We start from the raw sequence: 25,994 nt of genomic DNA on the forward strand, positions 1-25,994 counted from the left end.
TGCCGTAGACCGGAGGAATGATGAAAACCCCCACGCAACCGCCAAAACCTAAGGCCTCTCCAAGCGCCTGGCAGCGGAGGGGGAAAGCACCGATACAAAAAGAGCAACGCCTGGTGGAGGATCTCCCACCGACCGTCGTGGACCGTTCCGAGGACTTGACGAAGCCTCCGGCACAGGATGCGTCCAGTGGCATGAAAGGAGCAACCGAAGCACTGTCTGCGCAGGACTTTTTTGACTACCAGCGGGACTTCTTCGAACGCTCTATTGCGTTTTGGGACACGCTTCGCCAACGCGCGAACAACATGTTGGAGCACGAGCGTGTCGGGTTGCCGCCGCTTTTGGACTTCAAGTATGAAACGCTGCTGGACGCGCGCAGCTTCGAGCGGCCGGTCAACTATGCACTGCTGCGCATCACCGAAATCGACGAGCATTGCTGGGACGACTGCGTCGATCCTGACAAACCTCCGATCATTGTTGTCGATCCACGCGCCGGCCATGGCCCTGGGATCGGCGGCTTCAAGCGTGACTCTGAAGTCGGAATGGCCATGCGTGAGGGCCATCCGGTTTACTTCGTCATCTTCTTTCCCGAGCCGGCCCTGGGGCAGACCCTGGCGGACGTGTTGCATGTGCTGCGGCGTTTCGTCGAAGAAGTGGCCCAACGCCATCCTGGCAAGCCTCCTGTGCTCTATGGCAACTGTCAGGCTGGGTGGGCGGTCACACTGCTGTCCGCCGACTGCGCTGGTCTGGTTGGACCGGTGGTACTCAATGGCTCGCCTTTGTCGTATTGGGCTGGCGAGCCCGGTGTCAATCCGATGCGTCTTTCCGGGGGGCTCCTGGGTGGCAGCTGGTTGGCGCATCTGACGGCCGACCTGGGCGATGGCCGTTTCGACGGGGCCTGGCTGGCGCAGAATTTCGAGAACCTCAAACCAGAAAAGGCGATTTGGGAGAAGTACGCCCAACTCTTCACCAACGTTGACACTGAGCAGGGACGCTTTCTGGACTTTGAACGCTGGTGGAACGGCTTTTATTTCCTGAGCCGGGAAGAGATCCTCGCGATCGTTGAGAACCTGTTTATCGGCAACCAGCTGGAACGGGGCCTTTTCCAGATTTGCCAAGGGTGCACTGCAGACCTGAGACGGATCAGGAATCCCATCGTCATCTTTGCTTCCTACGGCGACAACATCACGCCACCGCACCAGGCGCTTGGATGGATTCCGGCCGTCTACCAAGACACCGATGATCTCCAGCAGGCCGGGCAGCGCATTGTCTACCTCACGAACCCGCACGTCGGCCATCTCGGCATTTTTGTGTCCGCCGGAGTCGCTCGCTTGGAGCACCGGGCCATCCTGGAGAGCCTGGCCGACATTGAAGCGCTGGCACCGGGCCTTTACGAAATGAAGATCGACAACCCGTCGGGTGACCCGGACTGCCATAAGCCTTCCTACAGCATCCGCTTCGAAACCCGTGAGGTGGAAGATCTGAAAACCGATTACCCGCAAGAAGCCTTTGAGCGCGTGAAACAGGTCTCGACATTCAACGAGACACTTTACCGGGCATTCTTCAGTCCCTGGGTGCAGTCGCTTTCTACACCCTGGACAGCCGAATTGCTCAAGTGGCTTCATCCAATGCGCAGCAGTAGATATATGTTTTCAGAAACTTTCAATCCCTGGATGAAAGGGATCAGCATGCTGGCCGAGCCGATCGCCAGGGGCCGACAACCGCTGGCGCCGCATCACCCATTGATCAAGCGTGAGCGTGAAGCGGCAGAACAAGTAACCCATGCACTGGGACAACTTCGCGAAGGCCGCGACGCTGCGATCGAGCAAGCGTTTCGTCTGATGTTTCAAAGTCCTGATTTGTTCTTGAGCGTCCCGGGGACGATGGGCAAAACCGGAGACGGTGGTACAGGGCGCAACAAAGCGGACTGAGCCCTGAGCATCTGTGGTACTGCCGATACTGCGACCTGCGTACGGATGCCCGGAGCAGGTTAGAGAAGTCAGCCTGAGAAAGCTCCCCGCAAGCCAACCTTGGAGCCCATAAGAATGACGGTCATCGACATTCGAATTCAGCGAATCACGCAGCTTTACGACTCTCTGGACCCTTCGCCGCTCCATGAGAAGGCACTGAGCCATGCCGTTGAAAACTATATCGTCGACTGTGCGGGTGAGCACGGTCCGGATGAACCGCTTCGGCTTGTGGTTCATGTCCCGGTGTCCATTAAAGAGTACGAAATCGAAATCACGCGAGCGATCCACACACATTTCCAGGCGCAGCATGCGCAGTGCAGGCGCCGATATCGACGAAGGATGCGACAGGGCATGCGCTTTCTGTTCACGGGACTCACCGTTCTGGGGACGACCCTGCTTGCACGTGCCTTGTTGGTTCATCCTGGCAACAGCAAAGTGCTTGTTGCCATCAGCGAAGGCCTGTTGATTGTTGGCTGGGTGGCGATGTGGCGCCCGATCGAGGTGCTCCTGTTCGAGCGTGTTGAAAACCACCAGAACATGGCGCTTTTTGACCGTCTTTCCCGAATCGACGTGGAGTTCGCCCTTGATGCGACTGCGTTTGGCACAGGGGAGAACAGTGGCGAAACCGGTGACTTGCGGACACCGGCCTTGTTGCCTTGACGGGTGCTCCTGTCCGTTGGTGGAACAACCCATCGGGCCCTCAAACGCGCCAATGTTCATCATGGGCCCCTGGGTCCCGTCCCAGAAATTCCTGACAGGAATGTAATTTTTGAAACACCTTTCCGTTAGCCGTCGGCTCGCAAAATACACAACGTGCATTCGCACAAGGCGGGCGGATTCAGATTGGAAGCGCAACATCCTGGATTTCAGTGGGCGAGGGTAGGGTGCTGCGTGAGGAAATTATGTTGGACACAGATTGGACCGAAGTGGTGGATCAGTTGAATGTCGACTTGCACTTTCCCTGTGGGGCGGTCGTGATGCCTGGCGTGCGAAATATGCTGCAGGGGGCTATGCAGGTCATCCACGGAGAGCGTCGATGAATGGCTACGAACTACCACCTGACGCTTCAGGCCTGGTCGCCGCGCTTGCTGTCGGTCTGGTGATTGGCCTGGAACGCGGCTGGCACGACCGCGAATTGCCGGAGGGAGGGCGGGTTGCCGGTCTGCGCACCTTTGCCCTGACCGGACTGCTCGGTGGTGTGCTTGGGCATCTGCAGCCAGTTTTCGGCGCCTGGCCTTTGCTGGGTGCGCTGCTCGGACTCTCCTTGCTGCTGACGGTGTCCTACGCCCGAAATGCCAAACTGACTGGCAACCTGAGCGCAACCACCCCGGTGGCGATGCTGCTCACTTTGGTCCTGGGCGCCTTTGCGGCACACGGCCACATCACCTTGGCGTTGTCGGCAGCGGTGATTGGCGCTGTGTTGCTGGACCTTAAGCCGACCTTGCACGGTTGGTTGCGCTTGATCGATCACCGCGAGTTGACGGCATCGCTACAACTGCTGGTGTTGTCCATGGTCATCCTGCCTTACCTGCCCAATACGGTCCTGGGGCCCTATGGCGCGCTCAATCCGTACCAGCTGTGGTGGGCCGTCATCCTGATTGCGGGCCTGTCGCTGACGGGCCACTTTGCCATGCGGATCACCGGCGCGCAAAGGGGTGTGCTGTGGACCGGGATTCTGGGAGGGCTGGCCTCTTCCACGGCCGCCACATTGGCCTTGGCCCGCTATGCACGCGAGCAGCCTTCGCTGGCCGGCGCGGCGGCTGCTGGCACGTTGGCCTCGTGCGGCGTCATGTTTTTTCGCATGGTCGTTCTGCTGGGCGTCATCCAGCCGAAGCTGGTGTCCACCTTCGGCAGCGCCCTGGTAGCCACTGGCGTGGTGCTGATGTGCATTGCGCTATGGCGGTGGCGCCAGCTGGATCGCACTGCAGTGGGGGAGGGCTCTATCGGCGCGATGGCGCCATTCGACCTTGGCACTGCGCTCGGCTTTGGTGTGTTGCTCGCTGTCATGAGTGTCCTGGTGCCCGCGGCAAAGCAGTGGCTGGACACCAGCGGCCTCTATGTGTTGTCGGCGATTTCTGGCCTGGCGGACGTGGATGCGATCTTGATCTCGCTCGCTCGGCTGCACGGTGCCGGGGGATTGTCAACGGTGGCCACCGTCACGGCGCTCGGTCTCGCGACGTTGGCAAACATGGTGGCCAAGGCCGGTATCGCCTGGACGACGGGTGGGGCGCAGGTCGGTAAATCGGTTGTTCTCGGCTACCTGGGCGCGATGGCGTGCGGAGCGGTCGTATTGGCGTTGAGCGTGACGCTTTCGTGAGCCTCACCAGCCACGTTTTCCGAATTCTTGTGTTTGAACAATAGGGATCACCGCTATGGAAAAGTCATTTCATCGTTTCTCTGAACTGTTTGCCCAGCTCGGCCTGCGCACGGATGAGGCCGGAATTGGGGCGTTCCTGAAGACGCACTCGCCACTTCCGACCGATATGCTGCTGGCCGATGCGCCGTTCTGGACGCCAGCGCAGGCGACGCTGTTGCGCGAAGAACTTCTGGACGATGCGGACTGGGCCGAAGTCATTGACCGGTTGAATGCTGCCCTGCGTGCACCCAGGGGGCGGTCATGATGCCTCTGCGGAGTCGCCTGTCGTTGGGGGTGGTACTGGTGTCTCTTGCGCTGAGTCCGATGGCTTACGCGCAAGAGGGCAAGCTGGGGTCGAGTGTCGAAGGGTTGCTGCAAGCGGCCAGGGAGCAAAACCCCGAAATCGCCAGTATGCGTTTTGATGCGGATGCGGCAGCAGAGCGCGTCGTGCCTGCGGGCGCCTTGCCAGACCCCAAATTCCGGACCGAATTGCGTGACATCACGCGCATGGGGGCACAAAACCCCACCCTGCTGCCAGGGCGCGTGGGAAGTACCCGCTACCTGCTGATGCAGGATCTGCCCTGGATGGGTAAACGCGGTCTGAAGCGCGAGGTGGCTCAGTCGCAAGCAGAAGCCGCGAGAAGCCGTGCAGCAGGCACCTGGATTGAACTGGCCGGCAAGATCAAGACAACGTATGCCGAGCTCTATTACCTGGATCAGAACGAACGTTTGTCGCGCGAAATATTGGACCTGATGGCGCGGCTGGAAAAGGTTGCCCAGGTCCGCTACGCGGGCGGGCTTGCTGCGCAACAGGACGTGATCCGTGCGCAGGTGGAGCAGTCCACCATGCGCAACGAACTGATTGCACTGGACGCGGAGCGCCGCCAGCTCCAGGCCCGACTGAATGCTCTCGTGGGGCGTCCGACTTCGGAGTCTTTGGCGGCACCCGAGCAGATCCGTGCATTGCCGCCGCTGGAGCAAGTCAGCTTCGCGGCCCTGGAGGTGCGCGCCCGGATGAACAATCCGCTGCTGCGCACGGAAGAGTCCCAGATCAGGGCTGCCGAGAAGAGCCGCGAGTTGGCCTACAAGAACCGCTATCCCGACTTCAACGTTGGTATCTCCCCGATTCAGTACAGAGGCTCGGTCAAAGAGTGGGAATTGATGGTCGAGGTGAACATTCCCCTGCAGCAAGACGCGCGGCGCGCCCAGGAGCGGGAGTCCGAGGCGATGTTGGCCGCTGCGCGCTCACGCCAGGAAGTTGTCACGAACCAGGTCTTGGCAGACCTTTACGCCAACGTGGCAGGTTTCGAGTCTGCCCGGCGTTCGCTGGCGTTGACGACGGACAGCCTCTTGCCGCAATCCGAGTTGACCTTCCGCTCGGCGCTGGCCGGATACCAGACGGGCAAGGTGGATTTTGCAACCTTGCTGGATGCGCAGCGCCAAATTCGCCAAACCAAATTGAATCAGATCAAAGCCGGAGTAGACGCACAGAAGCGGCTTGCCAGCATTGAAAGCATCGTGGGGGAAGAACAATGACAACAGGGTTCAAGGCAGGCGTGCTCTTGGCTATCGTCGCCGCGGGGTTGGCGGCGGGCGGTGGCTATTGGATGGGGCAGCGCCCATCCGAAGTCCGCAGTGGTGACCAGACTGCGTCGCCGGGCGCTTCTGATGTTTCCGCCAAGAAGGAGCGCAGGGTGCTTTTCTACCGTAACCCGATGGGGCTGCCCGACACATCTCCCACACCGAAAAAAGATCCGATGGGGATGGATTACATCCCGGTCTACGAGGGAGAGCAGGAAGAAGCACAAACCGATTCCAACCAGATTCGCATCAGTACCGAAAAGATTCAGAAACTCGGCGTCCGCACCGAGGCGGTCAGTCTGCGTTCACTGGACAAGGTGGTGCGGTCTGCCGGACGCATCGAACCAGACGAGCGCCAGACCTTCACCATCGCTGCCAAATTTGAGGGCTACGTCGAGCGTCTGCATGCCAACGTCACAGGACAGGCAGTGAGCAAGGGGCAGCCGCTGTTCGAGGTCTATAGCCCCGAACTGGTGTCCGCTCAGCGCGAGTACGCCATTGCAGCCCAGGGCGTCGATGCGTTGAAGGATGCCTCGGGTGAGGCACAGCGTGGCATGCGTGAGCTGGCCGACTCCAGCCTGGCGCGGCTTCGCAATTGGGACATTTCGGACGAGCAAGTCAAGGCCTTGGCCAAATCCGGCGAATCCCGCCGCACGCTGACATTCCGCTCCCCTGTGGCCGGGATCATCACCGACAAGAAGGCCGTCCAAGGCATGCGTTTCATGCCGGGTGAAATGCTTTACCAGGTGGCAAATCTGTCCTCGGTCTGGGCCATCGCGGATGTTTTCGAGCAAGACATCGGATGGGTCAAGCTGGGGGGCAAAGCCAGGGTGCAGATCAATGCCTACCCAGACAAGGTGTTCCAGGGGACGGTCAGCTATGTGTACCCCACCCTGAAGCCTGAAACCCGAACGGTGCAGGTGCGCGTCGATTTGTCGAACACGGGTGGCTTGCTCAAGCCAGGCATGTTTGCCCAGGTGGAACTTCCGACCGCCAGCAAGGGCACTGTTTTGACTGTGCCGACTTCAGCCGTGATTGACAGCGGCACGCGACAGATCGTCCTGGTGCAGCTCAAGGAAGGTCGATTCGAACCCCGCGATGTCAAAGTGGGCGCACGCAGCGACGACCGCATTGAAGTCATCGAAGGCGTACGCGAGGGAGAGCAGGTGGTAATCGCTGCCAATTTCCTGATCGATGCAGAAAGCAACCTCAAGGCGGCCGTGGGCGGCTTTGGGCACTCCTCACATGGAGCTAAGCCGGACGCACAAGGCACCCCAGACGCAGGTAAGCCTGCTGCCTCCGTCGGGCATCGGGGTGAGGGCAGGGTGGATGAGTTGGACACCAAGACTGGCACAGTGACCATTGCACATGGCCCCATACCTACCCTCAAATGGCCCGCAATGTCTATGGAGTTCAAGGTCTCCAACAGCGGGTTGCTGGCGGACATGAAGCCTGGCGCATTGGTCACCTTCGAGTTCGTTGAGCGTGGACAGGGCGAATGGGTGATCACCTCCGTGAAACCTGTGGGCAACGCGGCAGCCAATGCGCACGCAGGCCATAACTGACCGTCAGGGAACACCATGCTCGCGAAGATCATTGACTGGTCGGGGAACAACCGCTTTCTGGTTCTGCTTGCCACCCTTTTTGTCATTACCGGGGGGGTGTTCGCGGTACTGCGAACACCGCTGGATGCGCTGCCGGACTTGTCCGACGTGCAGGTCATCGTCTACACCGAATACCCTGGACAAGCGCCCCAGGTGGTCGAGGACCAGGTCACCTATCCGTTGACCACATCCATGCTGTCGGTACCCAAGTCCAAAGTGGTGCGAGGTTTTTCGTACTTTGGAGCGTCCTTCGTTTACATCATCTTCGAGGATGGCACAGACATCTATTGGGCACGTTCGCGCGTGCTGGAATACCTCAACTTCGCATCCAGCCGAATGCCCAAGGGCGTCACGCCGCAAATCGGCCCTGACGCCACTGGCGTGGGTTGGGTCTACCAGTACGCGTTGCTTGCCAAGGACAAGACCCTGGCCGAGTTGCGCACGTTGCAAGATTGGTACCTGCGCTATCAGCTGACCAAGGCACATGGCGTTGCCGAGGTGGCATCCATTGGTGGTTTTGTCCAAACCTACCAGGTCACCGTCGATCCGGTGAAGCTTCGGGCTTATGGCATTCCGTTGGCCAAGGTATCACAGGTTATTCGCGATTCCAATCGTGACGTCGGCGGCCGCGTCGTTGAGATGGCCGAGACGGAATACATGGTGCGCGGCAAAGGCTATTTGCGTGGCGTAGCGGACATTGAAAATCTGGTCATCAAGGCCGAAAAGGGTACGCCCGTATTGATTCGAGACATTGCCCGCGTCGAAATCGCTCCCGACGAACGGCGCGGTCTTACCGAACTCAATGGGGAGGGTGAGGTGGTCTCGGGCATTGCCATGGCCCGCTATGGCCAGAACGCCCTGGAGGTCATTCATAACCTGAAGGAGAAGATCACAGAAATTTCGGCAGGGCTGCCGCAAGGTGTCAGTATCCAGGCGGTGTACGACCGATCCGACCTGATTTATCGGGCCATCGATACGCTCAAGCGAACGCTGCTGGAGGAAAGCCTGATCGTTGCCTTGGTCTGCATGGTCTTTTTGATGCACATTCGATCAGCCCTCGTGGCTATCTTGATGTTGCCCGTGGGTGTGCTGATTTCCATCATCGCGATGCGCCTGTTGGGCATGAATTCCAACCTGATGAGCCTGGGCGGTATCGCCATTGCGATCGGTGCCATGGTGGATGCGGCCATCGTCATGATCGAGAACGCCCATAAGCACTTGGAGAGACTCCCGCCCGGGCACGACGACAAGCAGCGAGCGCAAGCCATGATCACCGCTTGCAAGGAGGTCGGCCCGGCACTTTTCTTCTCGCTGCTCATCATCACCGTGTCGTTTCTTCCCGTGTTCACGCTGGAATCACAGGAGGGACGCATGTTCTCGCCGCTGGCTTTCACCAAGACCTTCTCGATGGCGGGCGCGGCGCTCCTGTCGGTGACGCTGGTGCCGGTGCTCATGATGATCTTCATTCGCGGGCGCATCATGCCGGAGTCACGTAACCCGGTGAACCGGTTCTTGATTTGGACCTACCGACCCATCATCGCCGGTGTGATGCGCTGGAAGAAGGTGACCATTGCTCTTGCCCTGATGGTGCTGGGGGTGTCGTTCTATCCGGCCAGCAAGCTGGGGTCGGAGTTCATGCCGACACTCAATGAAGGCACCTTGCTCTACATGCCCGCTTCGCTGCCCGGAATGTCGATCACCAAAGCCGCCGAGTTGCTGCAGACGCAAAACAAGATCATCAAGAGCTTTCCGGAGGTGGAGTCGGTCTACGGCAAGGCAGGGCGAGCCAACACGGCCACCGACCCCGCACCGACGGAAATGTTCGAGACGGTCATCAATCTCAAGCCTGAGTCAGCCTGGCGGTCTGGCATGACCACCGACAAATTGATCGCCGAGATGGACAAGGCGCTGCAGTTTCCGGGCGTCTCCAATGCCTGGACCATGCCCATCAAGGCGCGCATCGACATGCTGTCCACCGGTATCCGCACGCCCATTGGCATCAAGGTCTTCGGCAAGGACTTGAACGAAATGGAACGCCTGGCGCGGGAGATCGAAACCGTAGTGAAAGCGGTGCCAGGCACAACCTCGGCATTCGCGGAGCGGATCACAGGCGGTTTCTATCTCAATATCGAGCCTGACCGCACGCAGCTGGCGCGCTACGGGTTGGCAGTGGGTGATCTGCAGGAAGTCATTGGTACGGCACTCGGCGGGGACATGGTCACTACCACGGTGGAAGGGCGAGAGCGTTTTGGTGTGACGGTGCGCTACCCGCGCGAACTGCGATCCGATCCGCAGCAGATCGCTCGCGAGGTCCTGGTGCCGACCATGGATGGAGCCATGGTGCCGCTGGGCCAGGTCGCGCGCGTGGAGGTGGCCAAGGGCGCGCCGGGCATCCGTACCGAAAATGGATTGCTGTCAGCCTACATCTTTGTGGACATCCGAGAGCGTGACGTCGGTGGCTACGTCGCCGAGGCGCGCAAAGCAGTGAACGAGCAGGTCAAATTCCCGCCCGGCTACTACGCCACATGGAGCGGCCAGTTCGAGTCCATGGAGCGCGCGGTGCAGAAAATGAAGGTGGTCATTCCGGTCACCTTGCTGATCATCTTCCTGCTCCTGTACCTGAACTTCAAGCGGTTGACCGAAACCTTGATCGTCATGTTGTCGGTGCCGTTTGCCTTGGTGGGCGGTATCTGGCTCATGTGGTGGCTGGGCTACAACATGTCGGTGGCCGTCGCGGTGGGTTTCATCGCATTGGCTGGGGTGGCGGCTGAGACGGGTGTCATCATGCTGATCTACCTCGACCATGCTTGGGAAGAGATTCAGGCCCGGCGGCGTGCCGACAACAAGGAGCCTAGCGTGGCAGATCTCTATGAGGCCATCATGGAAGGCGCAGTCGAGCGGGTTCGTCCCAAGATGATGACAGTCGTTGCCATCATGGCGGGCCTGCTGCCCATCATGTGGGGGACTGGCACCGGCTCGGAAGTGATGAGCCGCATTGCAGCACCGATGGTCGGTGGCATGATTTCCTCGACCGTACTGACGCTGGCCGTGATCCCTGCGCTTTACGCGCTCGTCAAGCAAGTTGAACTTCGAAGAAGGCGCGCTTGATGCAATAGGCCTCGCATGCACAAGCAACTACTCGCCCGTGGCATCCGGGTAGGCAAAAATGGTTCTGAGGTGATGGCGGGCCCGATAGAAATGAGATCCAAACATGAAAGAGGGCGCCTGCACCTCAATCGTGTCGCACTTCAGCCGTTTTTCGTACCTACTTTCTGTCGCCCGGCTACCGCCTAGGGCTCGGCCGACGTGACATTTTCCCTTCAGCGGATGCCGGGTGACAGGATTAGTTGGATGGATGTGAATTTTGTTAGTTAACATAATATACATCGTATCTAGTCGCGCAGCGCATCGGGGCAAGGCGGTTTGACCCGGACACCCGCGCCCAGCTTGCCTCCCGCTTCGTCACCCTGTACAGAAACCTCGGCTGGAATCAGGCCACCTGCGCGAAGAATCTTCACACATCAGCCAGCGGACATTACATAACTGGGAAACCGGCCGGCACGACATCCCGTACACGGCCTATCGGCTGCTGCGGCTGCTGAACCGGATGGAGCTACCGGTGAGGCCTGGCGGGCTGGGCTAGCGCAAACCGCTACCATCCAAGCCATGACCATTCCTGCACCGGCAACTCCCTCTGCATCCACCATCCATTTCGGCCACCAAGGTCGGGTTTGCATCGTCACTGGCGGCGCACAAGGCATTGGCGAGGCCTGCGTCCGCCGTTTTGCGATCGAAGGCGCCAAGCCGGTGATTGTGGATGTGGACGATGCGCGCGGACAGGCGCTGGCGCAGGAACTGGGCGCGCTGTATGTACATTGCGATGTGGGTGACAAGGCCCAGGTGCACGCCCTGGTGGCCCAGACTCTGGCGGCCCATGGCCGCATCGACGTGCTGGTGAACAATGCGGGTATCTTCCGCGCTGCGGACTTCCTGGACGTGACCGAGGCCGACTTTGATGCCGTGCTGCGGGTCAACCTCAAGGGCTCGTTCCTGGTCGGTCAGGCGGTGGCGCGGGCCATGGCGGCACAAAATGACGGTTGTGGCGGTGGCTCCATCGTCAACATGAGCTCGGTCAACGGTGTGCTGACCATTCCTAATATTGCCAGCTACAACGTGAGCAAGGGCGGCGTGAACCAGCTCACACGCGTGATGGCGCTGGCGCTGGCCGACAAGAACATCCGCGTGAACGCCGTGGCGCCCGGCACCATCGCCACCGAGCTGGCCGCCAAGGCCGTTCTGACCAGCGACGAGGCCAAACACAAGATCATGAGCCGCACGCCCATGAAGCGGCTGGGCGAGCCATCGGAGATTGCCGATGTGGTGGCCTGGCTGGCCAGCGATGCCGCCAGCTATGTGACCGGCGAGATCGTGACCGTGGACGGTGGGCGCATGACGCTGAACTACACCGTTCCGGTTTGAATGCGCGGCCAGCCCACCGGGCCAAACCATGCGCCGCCCGCAATCGCCCAGGCGTTGACCGCGCCGTACAGCACCAGCGCTGCGGCTTGAGCGGCGAACACCGCCGCCAAACCGCCGCCCCAGTGCAGCGCCAGCCAGCCGCCGGTCACCGCAACAGCCAGGCGCACGATGTTGCCGATGACGGGCCAGAGGAGGCGCCCTGCCCCTTGCGAGGCAAAGTACAGAACCAGGCCCAGGCCAAAAAATCCATAGACAGGGCCCACGGTGCGCAGATACAGCGCACCCGCCTCCAGCATGGCCGGCTCGTTGTTAAACAGCGACAACCACGCGTTGGGAAACGTTGCCGCCCACAGGCCAATCGCCTCGGCCATCACAAACGCCATGGCTGCGCCGATCCAGGTGGCGCGTAGCGCCCGCTCGCGCTGGCCCGCGCCGATGCAGGTACCCACCATGGCCACCAGCGGTGCACCCAGGCCAAAGACCAGTGGCACCAGGAGATATTCCAGCCGGGACGCCGTGCCGTAGCCCGCAATGGCTACCGTGCCAAAGCCGCCCACCAGCGCGGTGGTGACGCCAATCGCCAGGTTGGTGGCGACGGTAGAGACCATGCCCACCAGCCCGACCCGCAGGATGTCCTTGAACAAGACCCAGCGAAACCGGATGTGCGCCAACGACGGCCGCAGCAGGCTGCGCGGCGACCACAGGTACACCGCCAGCACCACGCTGCCGACCAGGTAGTACGCCATCAGCGCGATGGCCCCGCCGGCGATGCCCAGGCCGGGCATGGGGCCCCAGCCAAAGATGAACAGCGGCGACAGCGGCACCAGCACGAAGGCACCCAGCACCGTTACATAGGCAGGCACGGCCATGTTGCCCGTGCCCCGGATCACGGCAGACAGCGTGTTGAACAGCCACACCAGAAACGCACCGGCAAACACCCAGCTGGAATAGACCAGTGCCGCATCCAGCGCGCCACCCGTGCCGCCCATGCGGGTGTAGAGCCAGCGCCCTCCTCCCACCACGCCCACCGTGAAGACCAGCGAGAAAACCGCCGCTATGGCCAGCGCATGCAGCACCAGCGCATCGGCATCGTCACGCCGCCGGGCGCCCAAAGCGCGGGCAATGGCCGACGCAATGCCGCCGCCCATGGCCCCGGCGGAGGTCATCTGCATCAGCATGACCACCGGAAACACCAGCGCCATGCCCGCCAGTGCGTCGGTGCCCAGTTGGCCGACAAAGTAGGTTTCGATGAGCCCGACGCCCGCCTGTGCCAGCATCACCAGCACATTGGGTGCCGCCAGTCGCAGCAGCGTGGGCGCAATTGGCGCCTCCAACAGCATGCGGGTGCGGGGGGTGAGGCCGTCAGTCACAGGACAGACCCCGTTGCAGGAGAACAGGCCTGGCACGCATCAGTCAGCATGGCCATGCGCTTGTACGGGTAACGCCGCCAGCAGATCCATGGATTCATCCACCAGCGCATGCAATGCCATCACGCGCTCCACGCCCAGCGCTTCATTCAGCGCGAGTTGCGCGTCCTTCCAGTGGCGCTGCGCCTCTGCGCGTTTGTCGCGGCCGGAGTCGGTGATGTGCACCAGGCGGCTGCGGGCATCGGCGCCCGCTTCCAGCGTGACCCAACCGGCATCCACCAGCGGGCGCAGGTTGCGCGTCAACGTCGAGGCGTCCATCTTCATAGCCACCGCCAGGTCGCCCGGGCGGATCGGGCCCAGCTTGAGCACGTGCGACAGCAGCGAATACTGCGTGGTCTTGAGCCCGCATTGGGCCATTTCGGCGTCGTAGTGGTTGGCCACGCGGCGCATCAGCTGGCGCAGCTTGAAGTTGGTGCAGCCCTGCGGCAGCACGGGGGCCAGGGGCGATGGTTCGGCTTGCATGGATTTCATTGTATCTGCAATAATTGCATATGCAACTCATGTGTTTCAACCACACCACCGGCCCGTACACCCCATGACCCAGCACAACCACCTTGAACACTGGCTCGCGCAGGAGCGCGACATCCTTGCCACACTGGATGCAGGCCCCGGCCCGGGTGTGGCCCGCCGTGACCAGATTGCCCACCTGACCGGCCTGCAGCAAATGCAAGCCATGCTGCGTGGCGAACTGCCCTATGCCGCCATTGCCAAGACGCTGGACTTTTTGATCGTGGACGTGGGCGAAGGTACGGCCACCTTCCAGGGCACGCCCCGCGTGGAGCACTTCAACCCCATGGGCACCGTGCACGGGGGCTGGTTTGCCACCCTGCTCGATTCGGCCCTGGGCTGCGCCGTGCACACGCGCATGGAGCCCGGGCGTGGCTACACCACGGCCGAGCTGGGCATCAACCTGGTCAAGGCCATCACACCCAAGGTGCAGCGCGTGCGCGCCGAGGGCCGCGTGATCCACGCGGGCCGCCAGTTGGCCACGGCCGAAGCGCGCCTGGTGGGGCCCGACGGCACGCTTTACGCCCACGCCACCACCACCTGCCTCGTTTTCGACTTGCCGGCACAATCGAAGGCATGAAATTCCTCCACACCATGCTGCGCGTTGGCAACCTTCAACGCTCGATTGATTTCTACACCCAGGTGCTGGGCATGCAACTGCTGCGCCAGTCCGAGAACCCCGAGTACAAATACTCGCTGGCGTTTCTGGGCTTCGAGGGCGGCAATCCCGGCCAGGCCGAGATCGAGCTGACCTACAACTGGGGCGTGGAAAGCTACGAGATGGGTACGGCCTACGGCCACATCGCACTGGGCGTTCCGGATGCCTATGCCGCGTGCGAGAAGATCAAGGCCTCGGGCGGCAACGTGACGCGCGAAGCAGGCCCGGTCAAGGGCGGCACCACGGTGATCGCGTTTGTAACGGACCCCGATGGCTACAAGATTGAGCTGATCCAGCGCGCCGAGGGCACGGGCGGCGCTGGTTTGCGCTAATCCTTCACTATCAAATAAATAGCTGGTAGCGCTTTACCCATAAAAGATAGCGGCATTTTTATCCATAAAAAAACCCGGCAATGCCGGGTTTTTTTCAACGCAAGCGCTCGGTCACTGGGCGCTCAGTGCCACTTCCACACGACGGGCTTCGGCGTTGCTGCCGCTGGCGGTGGTTTCCTCGGGCTTCTTCAGTTCGATCTTGTCTTCCGCCACGCCCAGGGCCTTGAGCGCGTCGCGCACGGCAAAGGCGCGTTGCTTGGCCAGCTCGACATTCAGTGCGGCATCGCCCGTGGCATCGTGGAATCCCGAAACCACAGCCGTCTTGCCTTCGGACACACCCTTGACCACATCGGCCAGGGCTTCGTTGGCACCCGTGGCCAGGTCGGCCTTGGCGCTGGCAAAGTAGAACTTCACCACGCCGTTTTCCACGCGCACGCTGGCGCCGTCGGTGGCCGCTGCGTCAGCGGCAGGTGCTGCTGGCGCGCTGCTAGCTATTGCGGTTGCAGCGGGCTTGGGTGCTGTCGAGCCGCCCACGCGCTTGACCACCACGGTGCCCACGACCACGGAAATCAGCAGTGCAATCAGCGCAATCAGGAAACCGAGGGCAAAACGTTCTTGGCTGTCGTCGTCAGACATGGGAAATCCTCGTAAAAATGGTGGTGCCAGTGGCGCGCAACCCGCAAGGCGGCGCACCCGGCCTGTTGAAACAAAGCCTTGAATTGTAGAGTGAACGCATGACGAATCTGCCCGCCCCCCTGCGAGATCCGGCACCCATGCTGGAGCGCGCCCTGATGGACTGGGGTGGCCACGAGGATCTGTGGGTGTTTGGCTATGGCTCGCTCATCTGGCGCCCGGATTTTGACTACGCAGAGCGCAGAGCCGCCAAGGTGCACGGCTGGCACCGCGCACTCAAGATGTGGAGCCGCGTCAACCGGGGCACGCCCGAATGCCCGGGCCTGGTGTTTGGCATGCTCTCGGGCGGTAGCTGCCGGGGCATGGTATTCCGTGTGGACAAGGCGCATGCCCCGCAGGTCCTGACCAACCTGTGGCAGCGCGAGATGGTCACCGCCGTGTACGACCCGCGCTGGCTGGCCTGCCAGACCCCGCACGGCCCTGTGCGCGCCCTCGCCTTCACCCTGTCGCGCAAGAGCCCCAATCACACCGGCGTGCTGCCCGACCACGAATACCGCCGCATTTTCGAGCAGGCCAGCGGGCGCTTTGGCACCACGCGCGACTATGCGCAGACCACCCATGACGAGTTGCTCCGGCATGGCATCCAGGACCAGGCCCTGGCCCGTCTGATTGCACTGACACACCGTCGGTGCTGAACCCAGGCCTCCCTCGATAAGGGGCTCTGGCGCCGTTGCATCCGCCGGGGATGGCAGTTGTAGTTCTTTACCGCCAGATGGAGAATGCGCCACGGGGCACGATGGCGCTGGCTGGCGGCGCCTGTGGCAGGTACCCCAGCCTGTGAGTGCCGGTGCTTACCGTCAACCTTCTTCAGGAGTCTCAGGCATGTCCTTGCAAACCGTTTTTATATCGGCCGCCCTGGTGGCCTCTTTGGCGGGCTGCGCCGCCTATTCCGCGGGTCCGAGCGCCACCGCCCAACTCCAACCCACGCGCGGCAACACCGCAGCCGGCACGGTGACGTTTGTCCAGTCGGGCGAGGTGGTCAAAGTGTCGGGCACCATCAAAGGCCTCAAGCCGGGCGCCGAACATGGTTTTCATATTCATGAAAAAGGCGACTGCTCCAGCGGCGACGGCATGGGCACCGGCGGCCACTTCAACCCGGGCGGCAAGCCGCACGGCCACCATGGCATGGGCGAGCACCATACGGGCGACCTGCCCAGCCTCAAGGCCGATGCCGATGGCGTGGCGACGTTCCGCTTCGAATCGCGCACCATTCGCGTGGGCAGCAGCGCCAACGACATCGTCGGCAAAGGCCTGATCGTGCACCGCGACCCCGATGACTACCAGACCCAGCCCACCGGCAATGCCGGCCCGCGCCTGGCCTGCGCCGTGATCACGGCAAAGTAAACGCACCGCTACGGGCGCGCTGCCAGCAACTGCGCGGCGCGCTCCAAGTCCTGCACGGTGTCCACGTCGGTCACCGCGCCCACGTCTTCCACATCCATCCACCGCACCATGCCCTGCTGTGCCTGCTGGCGCACCACGCTCGCGGCGCCCTGCTCGCCCGCCAGGGCCAGCAGCCCGGACAGGCATGGCGCCGCAAAACCCACGGGGTGGCCGCGCTCACCCTGGTGCACCGGCACCGCCACGGCGCAGTCCGCCAGGGCGGCGGCGATTGCGCGCAGGGTGTCGGGCTGGACCAGCGGCAGATCCCCGGGCAGCACCAGCCAGCCGGGGGCACCTGCCGTGGCGCGCACCGCTGCGGCAATCGAATCACCCATGCCGGGGTGGCCTGCATCCTCCAGATGCCAGGGCAAGCCACTGGCGTGCACGGCGGCCAGCGTGTGCTCCAGCACCGTTCGCCCCGCCAGCGGTGCGCGCAGCTTGTGCACGACGCCGCCCGATGCGGCAAAGCGCTCGCCCCGACCCGAGGCCAGTACCAGCACCACGGGCTGCGCAACGGAGGGGGGGCGGTTTTCTCCTGCCATCACGCCAGCTTGAACGGCAGCTCGCGCGGCGTCTTGCCCGTGATCTGGGCAATGGCGTTGGCAAACGCCGGCGCCAGCGGTGGCAGGCCGGGTTCACCCATGCCGGTGGGTGGGTCGGCGCTGGGCACGATGTGCACGGTCACCTGCGGCATGTCGGTGATGCGCGGCACGGCGTAGTCGCCAAAGTTGCTCTGTTCCACCACACCGTCCTTGAGGGTGATGGCGGCGCCCGGCAGGCACATGCCCAGGCCCATCAGCGCGGCGCCTTGCACCTGGGCTTCCACGCTTTTCGGGTTGACCGCCAGGTTGCAGTGCACGCCGGCGGTAATGCTGTGCAATTTGGGTGTGCCGTCTTTCACCGAGGCCTCGACCACATAGGCCACCACGGAACTGAACGACTCGTGCACCGCCACGCCCCAGGCGCGGCCGGCGGCCAGCTTTTTCTTGCCATAGCCCGACTGGGCCACGGCCAGTTGCAGCGCTGCCTTGTGGCGCGGGTGCTTGTCGCCCATCAGGGCCAGGCGGTAGGCCACGGGGTCTTGCTTTGCCGCCCGGGCCACTTCGTCGATCAGCGTCTCCATGGCGTAGGCCGTGTGGGTGGAGCCCACGCTGCGCCACCAGAGCACGGGCACGTTCACATCGGGGTGGTGCACCGACAGCTTCATGGGCACGCCGTAGGGCTCTTTCATGCCCTCGACGGCTGTTGCGTCGATGCCGTTCTTGACCATGAAAGCCTCGAACGGCGAGCCCTTGGTGATGGACTGGCCGACGATGGTGTGGTCCCACGCCAAAATCCTGCCCTTGGCGTCAAAGCCGATCTCGGCGCGGTGCACATGCATGGGGCGGTAGTAGCCGCCCTGGATGTCGTCCTCGCGGCTCCACAGGGTGCGCACCGGCGCGCTGAGGCCCGCCGTGCGCGCCGCCTTGGCCACGCCGCAGGCCTCGACCACGTAGTCGCTGGTGGGGATGGCGCGGCGGCCAAAGCCGCCACCGGCCATCTGCGTATTGACCTTGACGTTTTGCGGCTGCAGGCCCAGCGTCTTGGCGGCGGCCATCGCGTCCAGGCCGGGCATCTGTGTGCCCATCCACAGTTCGGCCTTGTCGCCGTCCAGCTTCACGGTGCAGTTGAGCGGCTCCATCGGCGCATGCGCCAGGTAGGGGAAGACGAACTCGGCGCTGATCTTGTGGGGCGCGCCCGCCAGCGGGGCCATGTCGGCCTGCAGGGCCACGTTGCCCGGCTTGGCGGCCAGTTCGCGGTACTGCGCCAGCAGCGCTTTGGTGTCGGGCTTGCCGACCGCGCTGGTGTCCCATTCCACCTTGAGGGCGTCGCGCCCCTGCTTGGCGGGCCAGTAGCCGTCGGCCACGATGGCCACGCCCTCGCCGCCCCGGTCGGTGGGCACGCGCAGCACGGCCTTTACGCCCTTGATGGCTTTGGCGGCGCTGTCGTCCAGCGACTTCACCTTGCCGCCAAACACGGGCGGGCGGGCCACCACGGCCGTCAGCATGCCGGGCAGACGCACGTCGATGCCGTAGTCCTGCTGGCCGCTCGACTTGGCCTTGGCATCCAGGCGCCCGGTGGGTTTGCCGATCAGGCGGAACTGCTTGGGGTCCTTCAAGGTGACCTTTTCGGGCACGGGCTGCTGCATGGCGGCTTCGGCCAGCGCGCCGTAGCCCAGCTTCTTGCCGCCAGGACCGACGACAAAGCCGTTGCTGGTGCGCAGCGCCGAAGCATTCACGCCCCACTGCGCGGCAGCCGCCGAGACCAGCATGGCGCGGGTGCGCGCGCCCAGTTCGCGGTACTGGGTGTAGGAATTCTTGATGGAGTTGGAGCCACCCGTGAGGTGCATGCCCATCATCGGGTCGGCATAGGCCGCGCTGGCATCGCCGTGCACGCTGCGCACCTTGCTCCAGTCGGCATCCAGCTCCTCGGCCAGGATCATGGGCAGGCCGGTTTGCACGCCCTGGCCAAAGTCCAGGCGGTTGATGGTGACTGTGACCGTGCCATCGGCGTCGATACGCACGAAGGCCGAGGGCTGCTCGAACGGCTTGAGGCCTGCGGGAGCAGCGACATGGCCCTGCGCGCCCGCCACCAGCGGAAACGCGCCCAGTGCAAAACCCGAAGCGGCAGATACCTTGAGGAAGGTGCGGCGCGCCACGCCTTCCAGCGCATCGGATACTCCTGAATTCGTAGCTTCTTGCGCTTTATCCATCAACGCCTGAAGGTGTTTTGGCATGAAAAAATGGGCCTGACTTTGCAGGGCATGAGCGTCGAAGTGCATGGTGTTCTCCTTCCATCAGGCCAGGGTCTTGGCCGCGTCGTGAATGGCGGCGCGGATGCGCACATAGGTGCCGCAGCGGCACATATTGCCCGCCATGGCGGCGTCGATGTCGGCGTCGGTGGGTTTCTTCTTGCCTTGGAGCAGCGCGGTGGCGCTCATGATCTGGCCGCTCTGGCAGTAGCCGCATTGCGCCACATCGTGCTTCACCCAGGCCGCGTGCACGGCCTTGCCCACCTTGTCGCTGGCCGTGACGGCCTCGATAGTGGTGATCTTCTGGCCCGCAGCCGCCGAAATCGGCGTGACGCAGGAGCGGATGGGCGCGCCGTTCAGGTGCACCGTGCAGGCACCGCACAAAGCCTGGCCGCAGCCAAACTTGGTGCCGGTCAGGCCCAGCGTGTCGCGCAGGGCCCAGAGTATGGGGGTGGATTCGTCGGCATCCACAGCCATGTCTTTGCCGTTGATATTCAGGGTGGGCATCGTGGGTTCTCCTGGGGGAAAGAGGAAATTCATGGGCGCACGAACGGGGCCGCACAAAGGGCTGCACAAAGGGCCGTGCAATCAACCCGTGCGGCACGTTACGCCTTCCGTGCATCCCTGCGCGCGCACAAGGTTACTTGGCGCACCGACAGGGCCGCCCGATGGCACCCGGGCGTGCACAATCGTACCCATGACCACCTCCATTGCCGACCTTCGCAAGAGCTACGAGCGCGCCGAACTCAACGAAGACGCCTCGCACCCCGCCCCCCTGCAGCAGTTTGACCAGTGGCTGAAAGAAGCCATCAGCGCCGAAGTGCCCGAGCCCAATGCCATGACCGTGGCCACCGTGGGCAGCGACCTGCGCCCCAGCACGCGCGTGGTGCTCATCAAGGGCTACGACGAACGCGGCATCGTCTGGTTCACCAACTACGACAGCCGCAAGGGCCGCCAGATCGCCGGCAACCCCCATGTGGCCTTGCAGTTCCACTGGGTGGAGCTGGAGCGCGTGGTGCGCATCGAGGGTGTGGTGGAAAAGGTCAGCGACGCGGAAAGCGACGAATACTTTGCCAGCCGCCCGCTCGACTCGCGCATCGGCGCCTGGGCCAGTCCGCAAAGCCAGGTGATTTCTGGCCGCGGCGTGCTGGTGGCCAATGCCGCCAAATATGGTGCGCAGTTCATGCTCAAGCCCCCGCGCCCACCGCACTGGGGCGGCTACCGTTTGCAGCCCGAGCAGTGGGAGTTCTGGCAGGGCCGCAAAAGCCGCCTGCACGACCGCCTGCGCTACCGGCTGGACGCTGGCGAGTGGGTACGGGAGCGCTTGGCGCCCTGAGCTGGTTTACAAACGGGCCGCCAGCAGCAGCGCCACCGGTACCGTGACCAGCGCCAGCGCGGTGGACACCGCAATGCTGGCGGTGACTTCATCCTGCGCCACCCCGTAGCGCTGGGTGAACAGGAACACATTGGCGCCCACGGGCAGCGCCGCCGCCGACACCATCACGGCCAGCGACAGCCCCGACAAACCCAGCGCCCAGCCCAGTGCGCCCAGCACCAGCGGATGCACGATGTTCTTGACCAGGGCAATGCGCAGCGCGGCCTTGAAATGCGTGCCCACGGTGCTGAAAGCCAGCGTGACCCCCACCAGCAGCAGTGCCAGCGGCCCCAGCGCCTGCCCCAGCAACTGCAGCGGCTTGCCAACCACCTCGGGCACCACCAGCCCGGTCTGCGCGAACAGCAGCCCGGCAATGATGGGCAGCGGCACGGGGTGCACGATGCCATTGCCCATGGCCTGCAGTACTGTGCGCAGCATGGAGTGCTGAGGGCCGTCGCCCGAACGGGCGCGTTCGCGCGCGGCGGCCAGCTCGAACACCACCGTGGCGGCGGTCAGCAAAATCAGGGCGTGCACCGAGATCAGCGTGAACAGCGTGACCAGCCCGGCCTCGCCAAACACCAGCCCCACCAGCGGCACACCGATCATGATGGTGTTGCTGAAGGTGTGGGCCAGGCCGCGCGCCGCCGCCAGGCTGCTGAAGCCCTGTACCACCAGCGTGGCGGCAAAGATCAGCCCGGCGGCGGCGAAATACACGGCCACGGGGCCAAAGTCGAGGTCCTGCACCTGCACGGTGCTCATGGTGCGAAACAGCAGCGCCGGCGTGAGCACCATGAACACGAGGTTGGACAGATCCTTGACCGAAGCGGCCCGGATCCAGCCGCGCCGTCCCGCAAAAAAACCCAGCGCAATGAACAGGATGACAGGAACCAGGGACGTGAAGACGGGAGAGTTCAAGGTAGGACGGGCGCAGTGCGCAAAGAGCCGAGGAGAAAGCCCGGCACCCTGGCGCCGGAACTACTTTTTTGATAGCTGATGGTGCTTTCCCATCCAGCGCCAGCGACTATTTTGTCTTAGAAATCACAGCCATGCGGCCAACAGCGCGCCCCCCGCACCGCAGGCCAGCACCACCGCCCAGGGCGGCGCGCGCCAGAACACCAGCGCCACAAAGGCGGCCAGCGCCAGGCCAAAGTCGGCGCCGCCGTGGATGGCGCTGGTCCACACCGGGTGGTACAGCGCCGCCAGCAGCAGTCCCACCACGGCGGCATTCACGCCCGCCAGCACCGCTTGCGCATGCGGGCTGCGCCGCAGGGGCTCCCAGAACGGCAGGGCGCCCGCCACCAGCAGAAACGAGGGCACAAATATCGCCACCAGGCACACCGCCGCCCCCAGCCAACCGCCCGGCCAGACCTGCATGGACGCGCCCAGAAATGCCGCAAACGTGAACAGCGGCCCCGGCACCGCCTGCGTGGCGCCGTAGCCGGCCAAAAATGCATCGGCCGACACCCAGCCCGGCCCCACCACCTCGGCCTGCAGCAGCGGCAGCACCACATGGCCTCCGCCAAACACCAGCGCACCCACACGGTAGAACGCATCCACCATGGCCAGCAGCGAACCGGGCCACAGGCGCACGGCCAGCGGCAGCAGCACCAGCAGCGCCGCAAATGCCACCAGCAGCACCGCCCCGGTGCGCCGGCGCAGTGGCACATGCAGGCCATCCGGCGCGCCGATGGCCGGTTCTGGCGCTGCCGCCCTGCCCCGCCCAAACAGCCACCAGCCGGCCGCGCCCGCGGCCAGCATCACGCCCACCTGGCCCCACACGCCAGGCACCAGCAGCACCGCGCAGCAGGCCAGCGCCATCAATGTGACCCGCGCCCGCCCCGCGCACAGGCTGCGCGCCATGCCCCATACCGCCTGCGCCACCACGGCCACCGCCACCACCTTGAGCCCGTGCAGGGCACCTGCCGGCAACACGGCATACCCGCCCGCCAGGCCTGCGCCGAACAAGGCCAGCACCAGCGCCGATGGCAGCGTGAACCCCAGCCACGCGGCCAGCGCGCCGGGCATACCCGCCCGCATCAGGCCCAGCGCCATGCCCACCTGGCTGCTGGCCGGGCCGGGCAGAAACTGGCACAGCGCCACCAGATCGGCATAGCTGCGCTCGGTCAGCCACTGGCGGCGCTGCACGAGTTCATCACGAAAGTAGCCCAGGTGCGCCACCGGACCACCAAACGAGGTCAGGCCCAGGCGCAAAAAGATCCAGAACACCTGCCATGCAGAGGTGGGGTCACCGCCGGTGCTGCGTTGCGGCATGGGACGGGCCGGCGCGCTCAAGCCGCCACCTGGACCGTCTCGATCCGGCTCCTGCCGTTTTTCTTGGCCGCATAAAGTTGCTGGTCCACCGCCTCGATGAAACGGGAGGGCTTGATGTGTTCGCCTGGCGTGATGGTGCCAACCCCGATGCTGACGGTGACGCGCTGGTCCAGCGGAGATTGCGCGTGCGCTATCGCCTGCTTCTGAATCAGCCGCTGGCAGCGTTCGGCAACTTTCAAGGCCACCGCGGCGTCGGCTTGCGGCAGCAGCACGACAAACTCTTCGCCGCCAAAACGCGCAACCAGGTCGCGCGGGCCGTCCAGCGCCAGGCTCAGCGTTTGCGCAATCTCGATCAGGCACTGGTCGCCGCGCACATGGCCGTAGAGATCGTTGTATTGCTTGAAAAAATCGATGTCGAACAAGAGGATGGACAGGGGCTGCCCGTTGCTGCGTGCGCTTTCCCATTCCCCTTCGAGGCTGGCATCAAACCGGCGCCGGTTGGCAATGTTCGTCAACCCGTCCTTGAATGACAGCGCCTCCAGTTCTTTTTGCAGAACGAGCAACTTCTCTTCGGTCTTCTTGCGTTCGCTGATGTCGAACATGAAGCCAATCAGCGCGTCGGGTTCGCCCTTGTCGTTGCGCACCACATGCACCACATCGCGCAGCCAGACATAGCCGTTGTCCTTGGTCAGCGCCCGGTAGTCGGCCTCGTGATCGATTCCGGCCTGCGACTGGGCCACGCAGAAATTCACCACGTAGTCGCGGTCCTCGGGGTGCATGCGCGCCGCCCAGTCTTCCACGGTCATCCAGCTTTGCGGGCTCCAGCCCAGCAGCGCTTCGATCTGGGGACCGATGTAGGCAAACTTCTTGGTCGCCCAGTCGATCTTCCACGGAATGGCCTTGGTCGATTCCAGAAGGGTTCTGTAAACCGCGTCGTCGTTGCTGAGGTCACTCACGTCGGACATGCTCCATCCCTCCGGGGTCAATGTTGCTGAAATTATTGCTTACTGACGTGACGGCATCGCACAAGCCCTGCTTCGGTCGATTTCAGGGTGCAAGGGGCTCGCCCCCAGCCACATGCCACTGCGCAGGCCCTCGGGCCGCTCGCGCGACCACACCTGCGCGCTGGCCTCCCAGGTTTCTTGCTGCACATTCAACCCGGCATACACGCCATAGCCCGGGCCCGCGCATATCTCGCCGCCCGCACACAGGCTTTCGCCGGCCTTGATCGCGCCCTGGGTGTGAATGCACTCGCCCGCCTTGATGCCCCAGCCCGCCTCCAGATGCGCCACGCCGGTGATGGCACCGCCCACCACGATGCCTTGCCCCACCCGCAGGCTCTCGGCACCGGTCAGGTGGCCGCCCACGCGCAGGCCCTTGCCGCACTCCACCAGGCCATGCGCGAGGAGGTCCTGCCCCACAAACCCGCCGCCTTTGAGCTGCAATGCGCCGTGGCACACCACATCCCACCCCGCCCGCAGGTCGCCAGCACAGGTGATGCTGCCCTCGGCCTCCACGCCCCAGTCGGCGCGCACATCGCCGCCGGCCTGCAGCGTGCCCTGGCTGATGATGCCACCCGCCACACGAATGTCTTCCCCCGCCACGATGGCGCGCCCCGCACGCAGCCCGCCGCCCGCGCGGATCGACCGCCCGGCCTGGATCACTGTGGCCACGTCGATGGAGCCGCGCACCTCCACCGTGCCGGCAAACACAATGGCTTCGGCCTCCAGCGCATCCACCACCAGCACCGCACTGGTGGGGCCAAACTGCGCCAGCAGCCAGCAGGCATCCTCCACCCGCCCGGCGTTGACCAAGGTGTCCAGCGCTTCCTGGTAGCCCGTGCCATCTTCCACATGGCGGCTGAACCAGCGAAATCCGTCCGCACAAGGGCTTTTGGCCCGCAGAAACTTCTTGGTGAATTCCATGGCCATCACTCCGTGCGCCGCGTGGCGGCCGCAACGAAAACCGGGGCGCGCATGGCGCATAAGGCGCAGGCGGACGTGGGGCCGCCGGCAAGGTCTGAGGGGAACATGGACGCATCTCCTGAAGGAGCGGCCCGGCGTGCACGACAAAGCCACCGGCCGCCATCGCGCTGGGCGGGTGCCCGGCGATGGATGTTCTGCGCAGATGTAAGGGAAAGAAGGTTTATCGCCGGGCCAAGGAATGTGCGACCGGCTTGTAAGGCCAGATCTCACGCACCACGGCGCCCCCGCCCACGCACAGGCAGCCGGGTAGCGGGCCGGTGTGGAAGAACGTGGGGGACTGGGAAGGCATGGGTGCGGATGGTATCAGTGCAGGGGTATCGCACTGGAATGGGTGGGTTTGCAGGGGTGCGAGCGGAGCGCCATGTGCTGCGATTGGCGGTTACGGCGTGACGGGAAGCAGCCAGGAGCAGGTCGTCAATGGATTCGACAATGGGTTTCCTGAACCGGCAGGATCCCATGCTTCAGCGGCCACGGATCTTTGATATTGACTCGGATGGCAAGAGATAAGATAAGGAAACCGAATAACGAGGACCAACGATGAAACAGCTTTTAGGGATTTTGGCAGTGGTGATTACTTTGCTGAGC

23 protein-coding genes are annotated in these 25,994 nt (G+C 63.5%); 13 read left to right on the forward strand and 10 right to left on the reverse strand.

The window, feature by feature from the left end; genetic code table 11:
- The first annotated feature begins 20 nt into the window (after positions 1-20).
- From BLW02_RS12415 to BLW02_RS12450, 8 genes are all read left to right on the forward strand, one after another.
- Positions 21-1,928, forward strand: coding sequence for a DUF3141 domain-containing protein (locus tag BLW02_RS12415; protein WP_092699102.1), 1,908 nt, complete (start codon positions 21-23; stop codon positions 1,926-1,928).
- Between the two features lie 114 nt (positions 1,929-2,042).
- Entirely contained in the window at positions 2,043-2,627 is a 585-nt protein-coding gene (locus BLW02_RS12420) for a hypothetical protein (protein WP_092699040.1), read from the forward strand.
- Positions 2,628-3,003: 376 nt separating this feature from the next.
- Positions 3,004-4,284 (forward strand): MgtC/SapB family protein, encoded by a 1,281-nt coding sequence (locus BLW02_RS12425; RefSeq protein WP_092699042.1) that lies wholly within the window; start codon positions 3,004-3,006, stop codon positions 4,282-4,284.
- A 55-nt stretch (positions 4,285-4,339) separates the two neighbouring features.
- Entirely contained in the window at positions 4,340-4,588 is a 249-nt protein-coding gene (locus BLW02_RS12430; protein ID WP_092699043.1) for a DUF2789 domain-containing protein, read from the forward strand.
- Complete coding sequence (locus tag BLW02_RS12435) at positions 4,585-5,859, forward strand: TolC family protein (RefSeq protein ID WP_092699045.1); 1,275 nt, start codon at positions 4,585-4,587, stop codon at positions 5,857-5,859. Before BLW02_RS12430 ends, BLW02_RS12435 begins: the two co-directional genes overlap by 4 nt.
- Positions 5,856-7,469 carry an efflux RND transporter periplasmic adaptor subunit gene (locus BLW02_RS12440; protein WP_092699047.1) on the forward strand — a complete coding sequence of 538 codons (1,614 nt, stop codon included), beginning with the start codon at positions 5,856-5,858 and terminating at the stop codon, positions 7,467-7,469. Before BLW02_RS12435 ends, BLW02_RS12440 begins: the two co-directional genes overlap by 4 nt.
- 15 nt (positions 7,470-7,484) lie before the next feature.
- Positions 7,485-10,616, forward strand: a complete 3,132-nt coding sequence (locus BLW02_RS12445; protein ID WP_092699049.1) for an efflux RND transporter permease subunit — start codon at positions 7,485-7,487, stop codon at positions 10,614-10,616.
- 558 nt (positions 10,617-11,174) lie between these two features.
- On the forward strand, positions 11,175-11,987 hold the full coding sequence (locus BLW02_RS12450; protein ID WP_092699051.1) for an SDR family NAD(P)-dependent oxidoreductase: 813 nt from the start codon (positions 11,175-11,177) through the stop codon (positions 11,985-11,987).
- Here BLW02_RS12450 and BLW02_RS12455 read toward each other — a convergent pair.
- Together BLW02_RS12455 and BLW02_RS12460 are read right to left on the reverse strand one after the other, a co-directional pair.
- A complete protein-coding gene (locus BLW02_RS12455) occupies positions 11,969-13,327 on the reverse strand; it encodes an MATE family efflux transporter (RefSeq protein ID WP_092699053.1) in 1,359 nt (452 codons plus the stop codon). The genes BLW02_RS12450 and BLW02_RS12455 overlap by 19 nt on opposite strands.
- A 69-nt stretch (positions 13,328-13,396) precedes the next feature.
- The gene (locus BLW02_RS12460) at positions 13,397-13,876 is read right to left on the reverse strand and encodes a MarR family winged helix-turn-helix transcriptional regulator (protein ID WP_092699104.1); all 480 of its coding nucleotides are present in this window, start codon (positions 13,874-13,876) and stop codon (positions 13,397-13,399) included.
- Between the two features lie 73 nt (positions 13,877-13,949).
- Here BLW02_RS12460 and BLW02_RS12465 point away from each other — a divergent pair, with 73 nt between their 5' ends.
- Positions 13,950-14,501, forward strand: a complete 552-nt coding sequence (locus BLW02_RS12465) for a PaaI family thioesterase (protein ID WP_092699055.1) — start codon at positions 13,950-13,952, stop codon at positions 14,499-14,501.
- Positions 14,498-14,911 carry a lactoylglutathione lyase gene (gene gloA / locus BLW02_RS12470; protein ID WP_026437733.1) on the forward strand — a complete coding sequence of 138 codons (414 nt, stop codon included), beginning with the start codon at positions 14,498-14,500 and terminating at the stop codon, positions 14,909-14,911. The genes BLW02_RS12465 and gloA overlap by 4 nt, the downstream gene beginning before the upstream one ends.
- Positions 14,912-15,022: 111 nt before the next feature.
- Here gloA and BLW02_RS12475 read toward each other — a convergent pair whose 3' ends face one another.
- The gene (locus tag BLW02_RS12475; protein ID WP_092699057.1) at positions 15,023-15,547 is read right to left on the reverse strand and encodes an OmpA family protein; all 525 of its coding nucleotides are present in this window, start codon (positions 15,545-15,547) and stop codon (positions 15,023-15,025) included.
- Between the two features lie 98 nt (positions 15,548-15,645).
- Here BLW02_RS12475 and BLW02_RS12480 point away from each other — a divergent pair, with 98 nt between their 5' ends.
- Both BLW02_RS12480 and BLW02_RS12485 read left to right on the forward strand, forming a co-directional pair.
- Complete coding sequence (locus BLW02_RS12480) at positions 15,646-16,239, forward strand: gamma-glutamylcyclotransferase (RefSeq protein WP_092699059.1); 594 nt, start codon at positions 15,646-15,648, stop codon at positions 16,237-16,239.
- A gap of 187 nt (positions 16,240-16,426) precedes the next feature.
- The gene (locus tag BLW02_RS12485) at positions 16,427-16,948 is read left to right on the forward strand and encodes a superoxide dismutase family protein (RefSeq protein ID WP_092699061.1); all 522 of its coding nucleotides are present in this window, start codon (positions 16,427-16,429) and stop codon (positions 16,946-16,948) included.
- Between the two features lie 8 nt (positions 16,949-16,956).
- Here BLW02_RS12485 and BLW02_RS12490 read toward each other — a convergent pair whose 3' ends face one another.
- Genes BLW02_RS12490 through BLW02_RS12500 form a run of 3 tightly spaced genes read right to left on the reverse strand, consistent with a single transcriptional unit; the run spans position 16,957 to position 20,285 of the window.
- Positions 16,957-17,529, reverse strand: a complete 573-nt coding sequence (locus BLW02_RS12490) for a nucleotidyltransferase family protein (protein ID WP_092699063.1) — start codon at positions 17,527-17,529, stop codon at positions 16,957-16,959.
- Entirely contained in the window at positions 17,529-19,808 is a 2,280-nt protein-coding gene (locus tag BLW02_RS12495; protein WP_092699065.1) for a xanthine dehydrogenase family protein molybdopterin-binding subunit, read from the reverse strand. The genes BLW02_RS12490 and BLW02_RS12495 overlap by 1 nt, the downstream gene beginning before the upstream one ends.
- Positions 19,809-19,823: 15 nt before the next feature.
- Positions 19,824-20,285, reverse strand: a complete 462-nt coding sequence (locus tag BLW02_RS12500) for a (2Fe-2S)-binding protein (RefSeq protein ID WP_092699067.1) — start codon at positions 20,283-20,285, stop codon at positions 19,824-19,826.
- Between the two features lie 190 nt (positions 20,286-20,475).
- Here BLW02_RS12500 and pdxH point away from each other — a divergent pair, with 190 nt between their 5' ends.
- Positions 20,476-21,114, forward strand: a complete 639-nt coding sequence (pdxH, locus tag BLW02_RS12505) for a pyridoxamine 5'-phosphate oxidase (protein ID WP_092699069.1) — start codon at positions 20,476-20,478, stop codon at positions 21,112-21,114.
- A 6-nt stretch (positions 21,115-21,120) separates the two neighbouring features.
- Here the strand turns inward: pdxH and BLW02_RS12510 are convergent, their stop codons facing one another.
- The 4 genes from BLW02_RS12510 to BLW02_RS12525 form a co-directional block, all read right to left on the reverse strand.
- Entirely contained in the window at positions 21,121-22,068 is a 948-nt protein-coding gene (locus BLW02_RS12510) for an AEC family transporter (protein WP_092699071.1), read from the reverse strand.
- Positions 22,069-22,191: 123 nt separating this feature from the next.
- The gene (chrA, locus tag BLW02_RS12515) at positions 22,192-23,424 is read right to left on the reverse strand and encodes a chromate efflux transporter (protein WP_092699073.1); all 1,233 of its coding nucleotides are present in this window, start codon (positions 23,422-23,424) and stop codon (positions 22,192-22,194) included.
- A gap of 17 nt (positions 23,425-23,441) precedes the next feature.
- Positions 23,442-24,389, reverse strand: a complete 948-nt coding sequence (locus tag BLW02_RS12520) for a sensor domain-containing diguanylate cyclase (protein WP_092699075.1) — start codon at positions 24,387-24,389, stop codon at positions 23,442-23,444.
- Between the two features lie 39 nt (positions 24,390-24,428).
- The gene (locus BLW02_RS12525) at positions 24,429-25,349 is read right to left on the reverse strand and encodes a FapA family protein (protein WP_092699106.1); all 921 of its coding nucleotides are present in this window, start codon (positions 25,347-25,349) and stop codon (positions 24,429-24,431) included.
- Between the last annotated feature and the right edge of the window lie 645 nt (positions 25,350-25,994).

This window comes from Acidovorax soli, assembly GCF_900107605.1.
Classification (GTDB): Bacteria; Pseudomonadota; Gammaproteobacteria; order Burkholderiales; family Burkholderiaceae_C; genus Acidovorax; species Acidovorax soli.

Excerpts from the sequence above, each read along its gene's own strand:
- BLW02_RS12495 (WP_092699065.1), bottom strand. The coding sequence starts at position 19,808 with ATGCACTTCGACGCTCATGCCCTGCAAAGTCAGGCCCATTTTTTCATG.
- BLW02_RS12430 (WP_092699043.1), top strand. The coding sequence starts at position 4,340 with ATGGAAAAGTCATTTCATCGTTTCTCTGAACTGTTTGCCCAGCTCGGC.
- BLW02_RS12480 (WP_092699059.1), top strand. The coding sequence starts at position 15,646 with ATGACGAATCTGCCCGCCCCCCTGCGAGATCCGGCACCCATGCTGGAG.
- BLW02_RS12440 (WP_092699047.1), top strand. The coding sequence starts at position 5,856 with ATGACAACAGGGTTCAAGGCAGGCGTGCTCTTGGCTATCGTCGCCGCG.
- BLW02_RS12490 (WP_092699063.1), bottom strand. The coding sequence starts at position 17,529 with ATGGCAGGAGAAAACCGCCCCCCCTCCGTTGCGCAGCCCGTGGTGCTG.
- BLW02_RS12445 (WP_092699049.1), top strand. The coding sequence starts at position 7,485 with ATGCTCGCGAAGATCATTGACTGGTCGGGGAACAACCGCTTTCTGGTT.
- BLW02_RS12465 (WP_092699055.1), top strand. The coding sequence starts at position 13,950 with ATGACCCAGCACAACCACCTTGAACACTGGCTCGCGCAGGAGCGCGAC.
- BLW02_RS12475 (WP_092699057.1), bottom strand. The coding sequence starts at position 15,547 with ATGTCTGACGACGACAGCCAAGAACGTTTTGCCCTCGGTTTCCTGATT.
- BLW02_RS12500 (WP_092699067.1), bottom strand. The coding sequence starts at position 20,285 with ATGCCCACCCTGAATATCAACGGCAAAGACATGGCTGTGGATGCCGAC.
- BLW02_RS12455 (WP_092699053.1), bottom strand. The coding sequence starts at position 13,327 with ATGCTGTTGGAGGCGCCAATTGCGCCCACGCTGCTGCGACTGGCGGCA.
- BLW02_RS12420 (WP_092699040.1), top strand. The coding sequence starts at position 2,043 with ATGACGGTCATCGACATTCGAATTCAGCGAATCACGCAGCTTTACGAC.
- BLW02_RS12520 (WP_092699075.1), bottom strand. The coding sequence starts at position 24,389 with ATGTCCGACGTGAGTGACCTCAGCAACGACGACGCGGTTTACAGAACC.
- BLW02_RS12525 (WP_092699106.1), bottom strand. The coding sequence starts at position 25,349 with ATGGAATTCACCAAGAAGTTTCTGCGGGCCAAAAGCCCTTGTGCGGAC.
- BLW02_RS12435 (WP_092699045.1), top strand. The coding sequence starts at position 4,585 with ATGATGCCTCTGCGGAGTCGCCTGTCGTTGGGGGTGGTACTGGTGTCT.
- BLW02_RS12415 (WP_092699102.1), top strand. The coding sequence starts at position 21 with ATGAAAACCCCCACGCAACCGCCAAAACCTAAGGCCTCTCCAAGCGCC.
- pdxH (WP_092699069.1), top strand. The coding sequence starts at position 20,476 with ATGACCACCTCCATTGCCGACCTTCGCAAGAGCTACGAGCGCGCCGAA.
- BLW02_RS12460 (WP_092699104.1), bottom strand. The coding sequence starts at position 13,876 with ATGCAAGCCGAACCATCGCCCCTGGCCCCCGTGCTGCCGCAGGGCTGC.
- BLW02_RS12425 (WP_092699042.1), top strand. The coding sequence starts at position 3,004 with ATGAATGGCTACGAACTACCACCTGACGCTTCAGGCCTGGTCGCCGCG.
- chrA (WP_092699073.1), bottom strand. The coding sequence starts at position 23,424 with ATGCCGCAACGCAGCACCGGCGGTGACCCCACCTCTGCATGGCAGGTG.
- BLW02_RS12485 (WP_092699061.1), top strand. The coding sequence starts at position 16,427 with ATGTCCTTGCAAACCGTTTTTATATCGGCCGCCCTGGTGGCCTCTTTG.
- gloA (WP_026437733.1), top strand. The coding sequence starts at position 14,498 with ATGAAATTCCTCCACACCATGCTGCGCGTTGGCAACCTTCAACGCTCG.
- BLW02_RS12450 (WP_092699051.1), top strand. The coding sequence starts at position 11,175 with ATGACCATTCCTGCACCGGCAACTCCCTCTGCATCCACCATCCATTTC.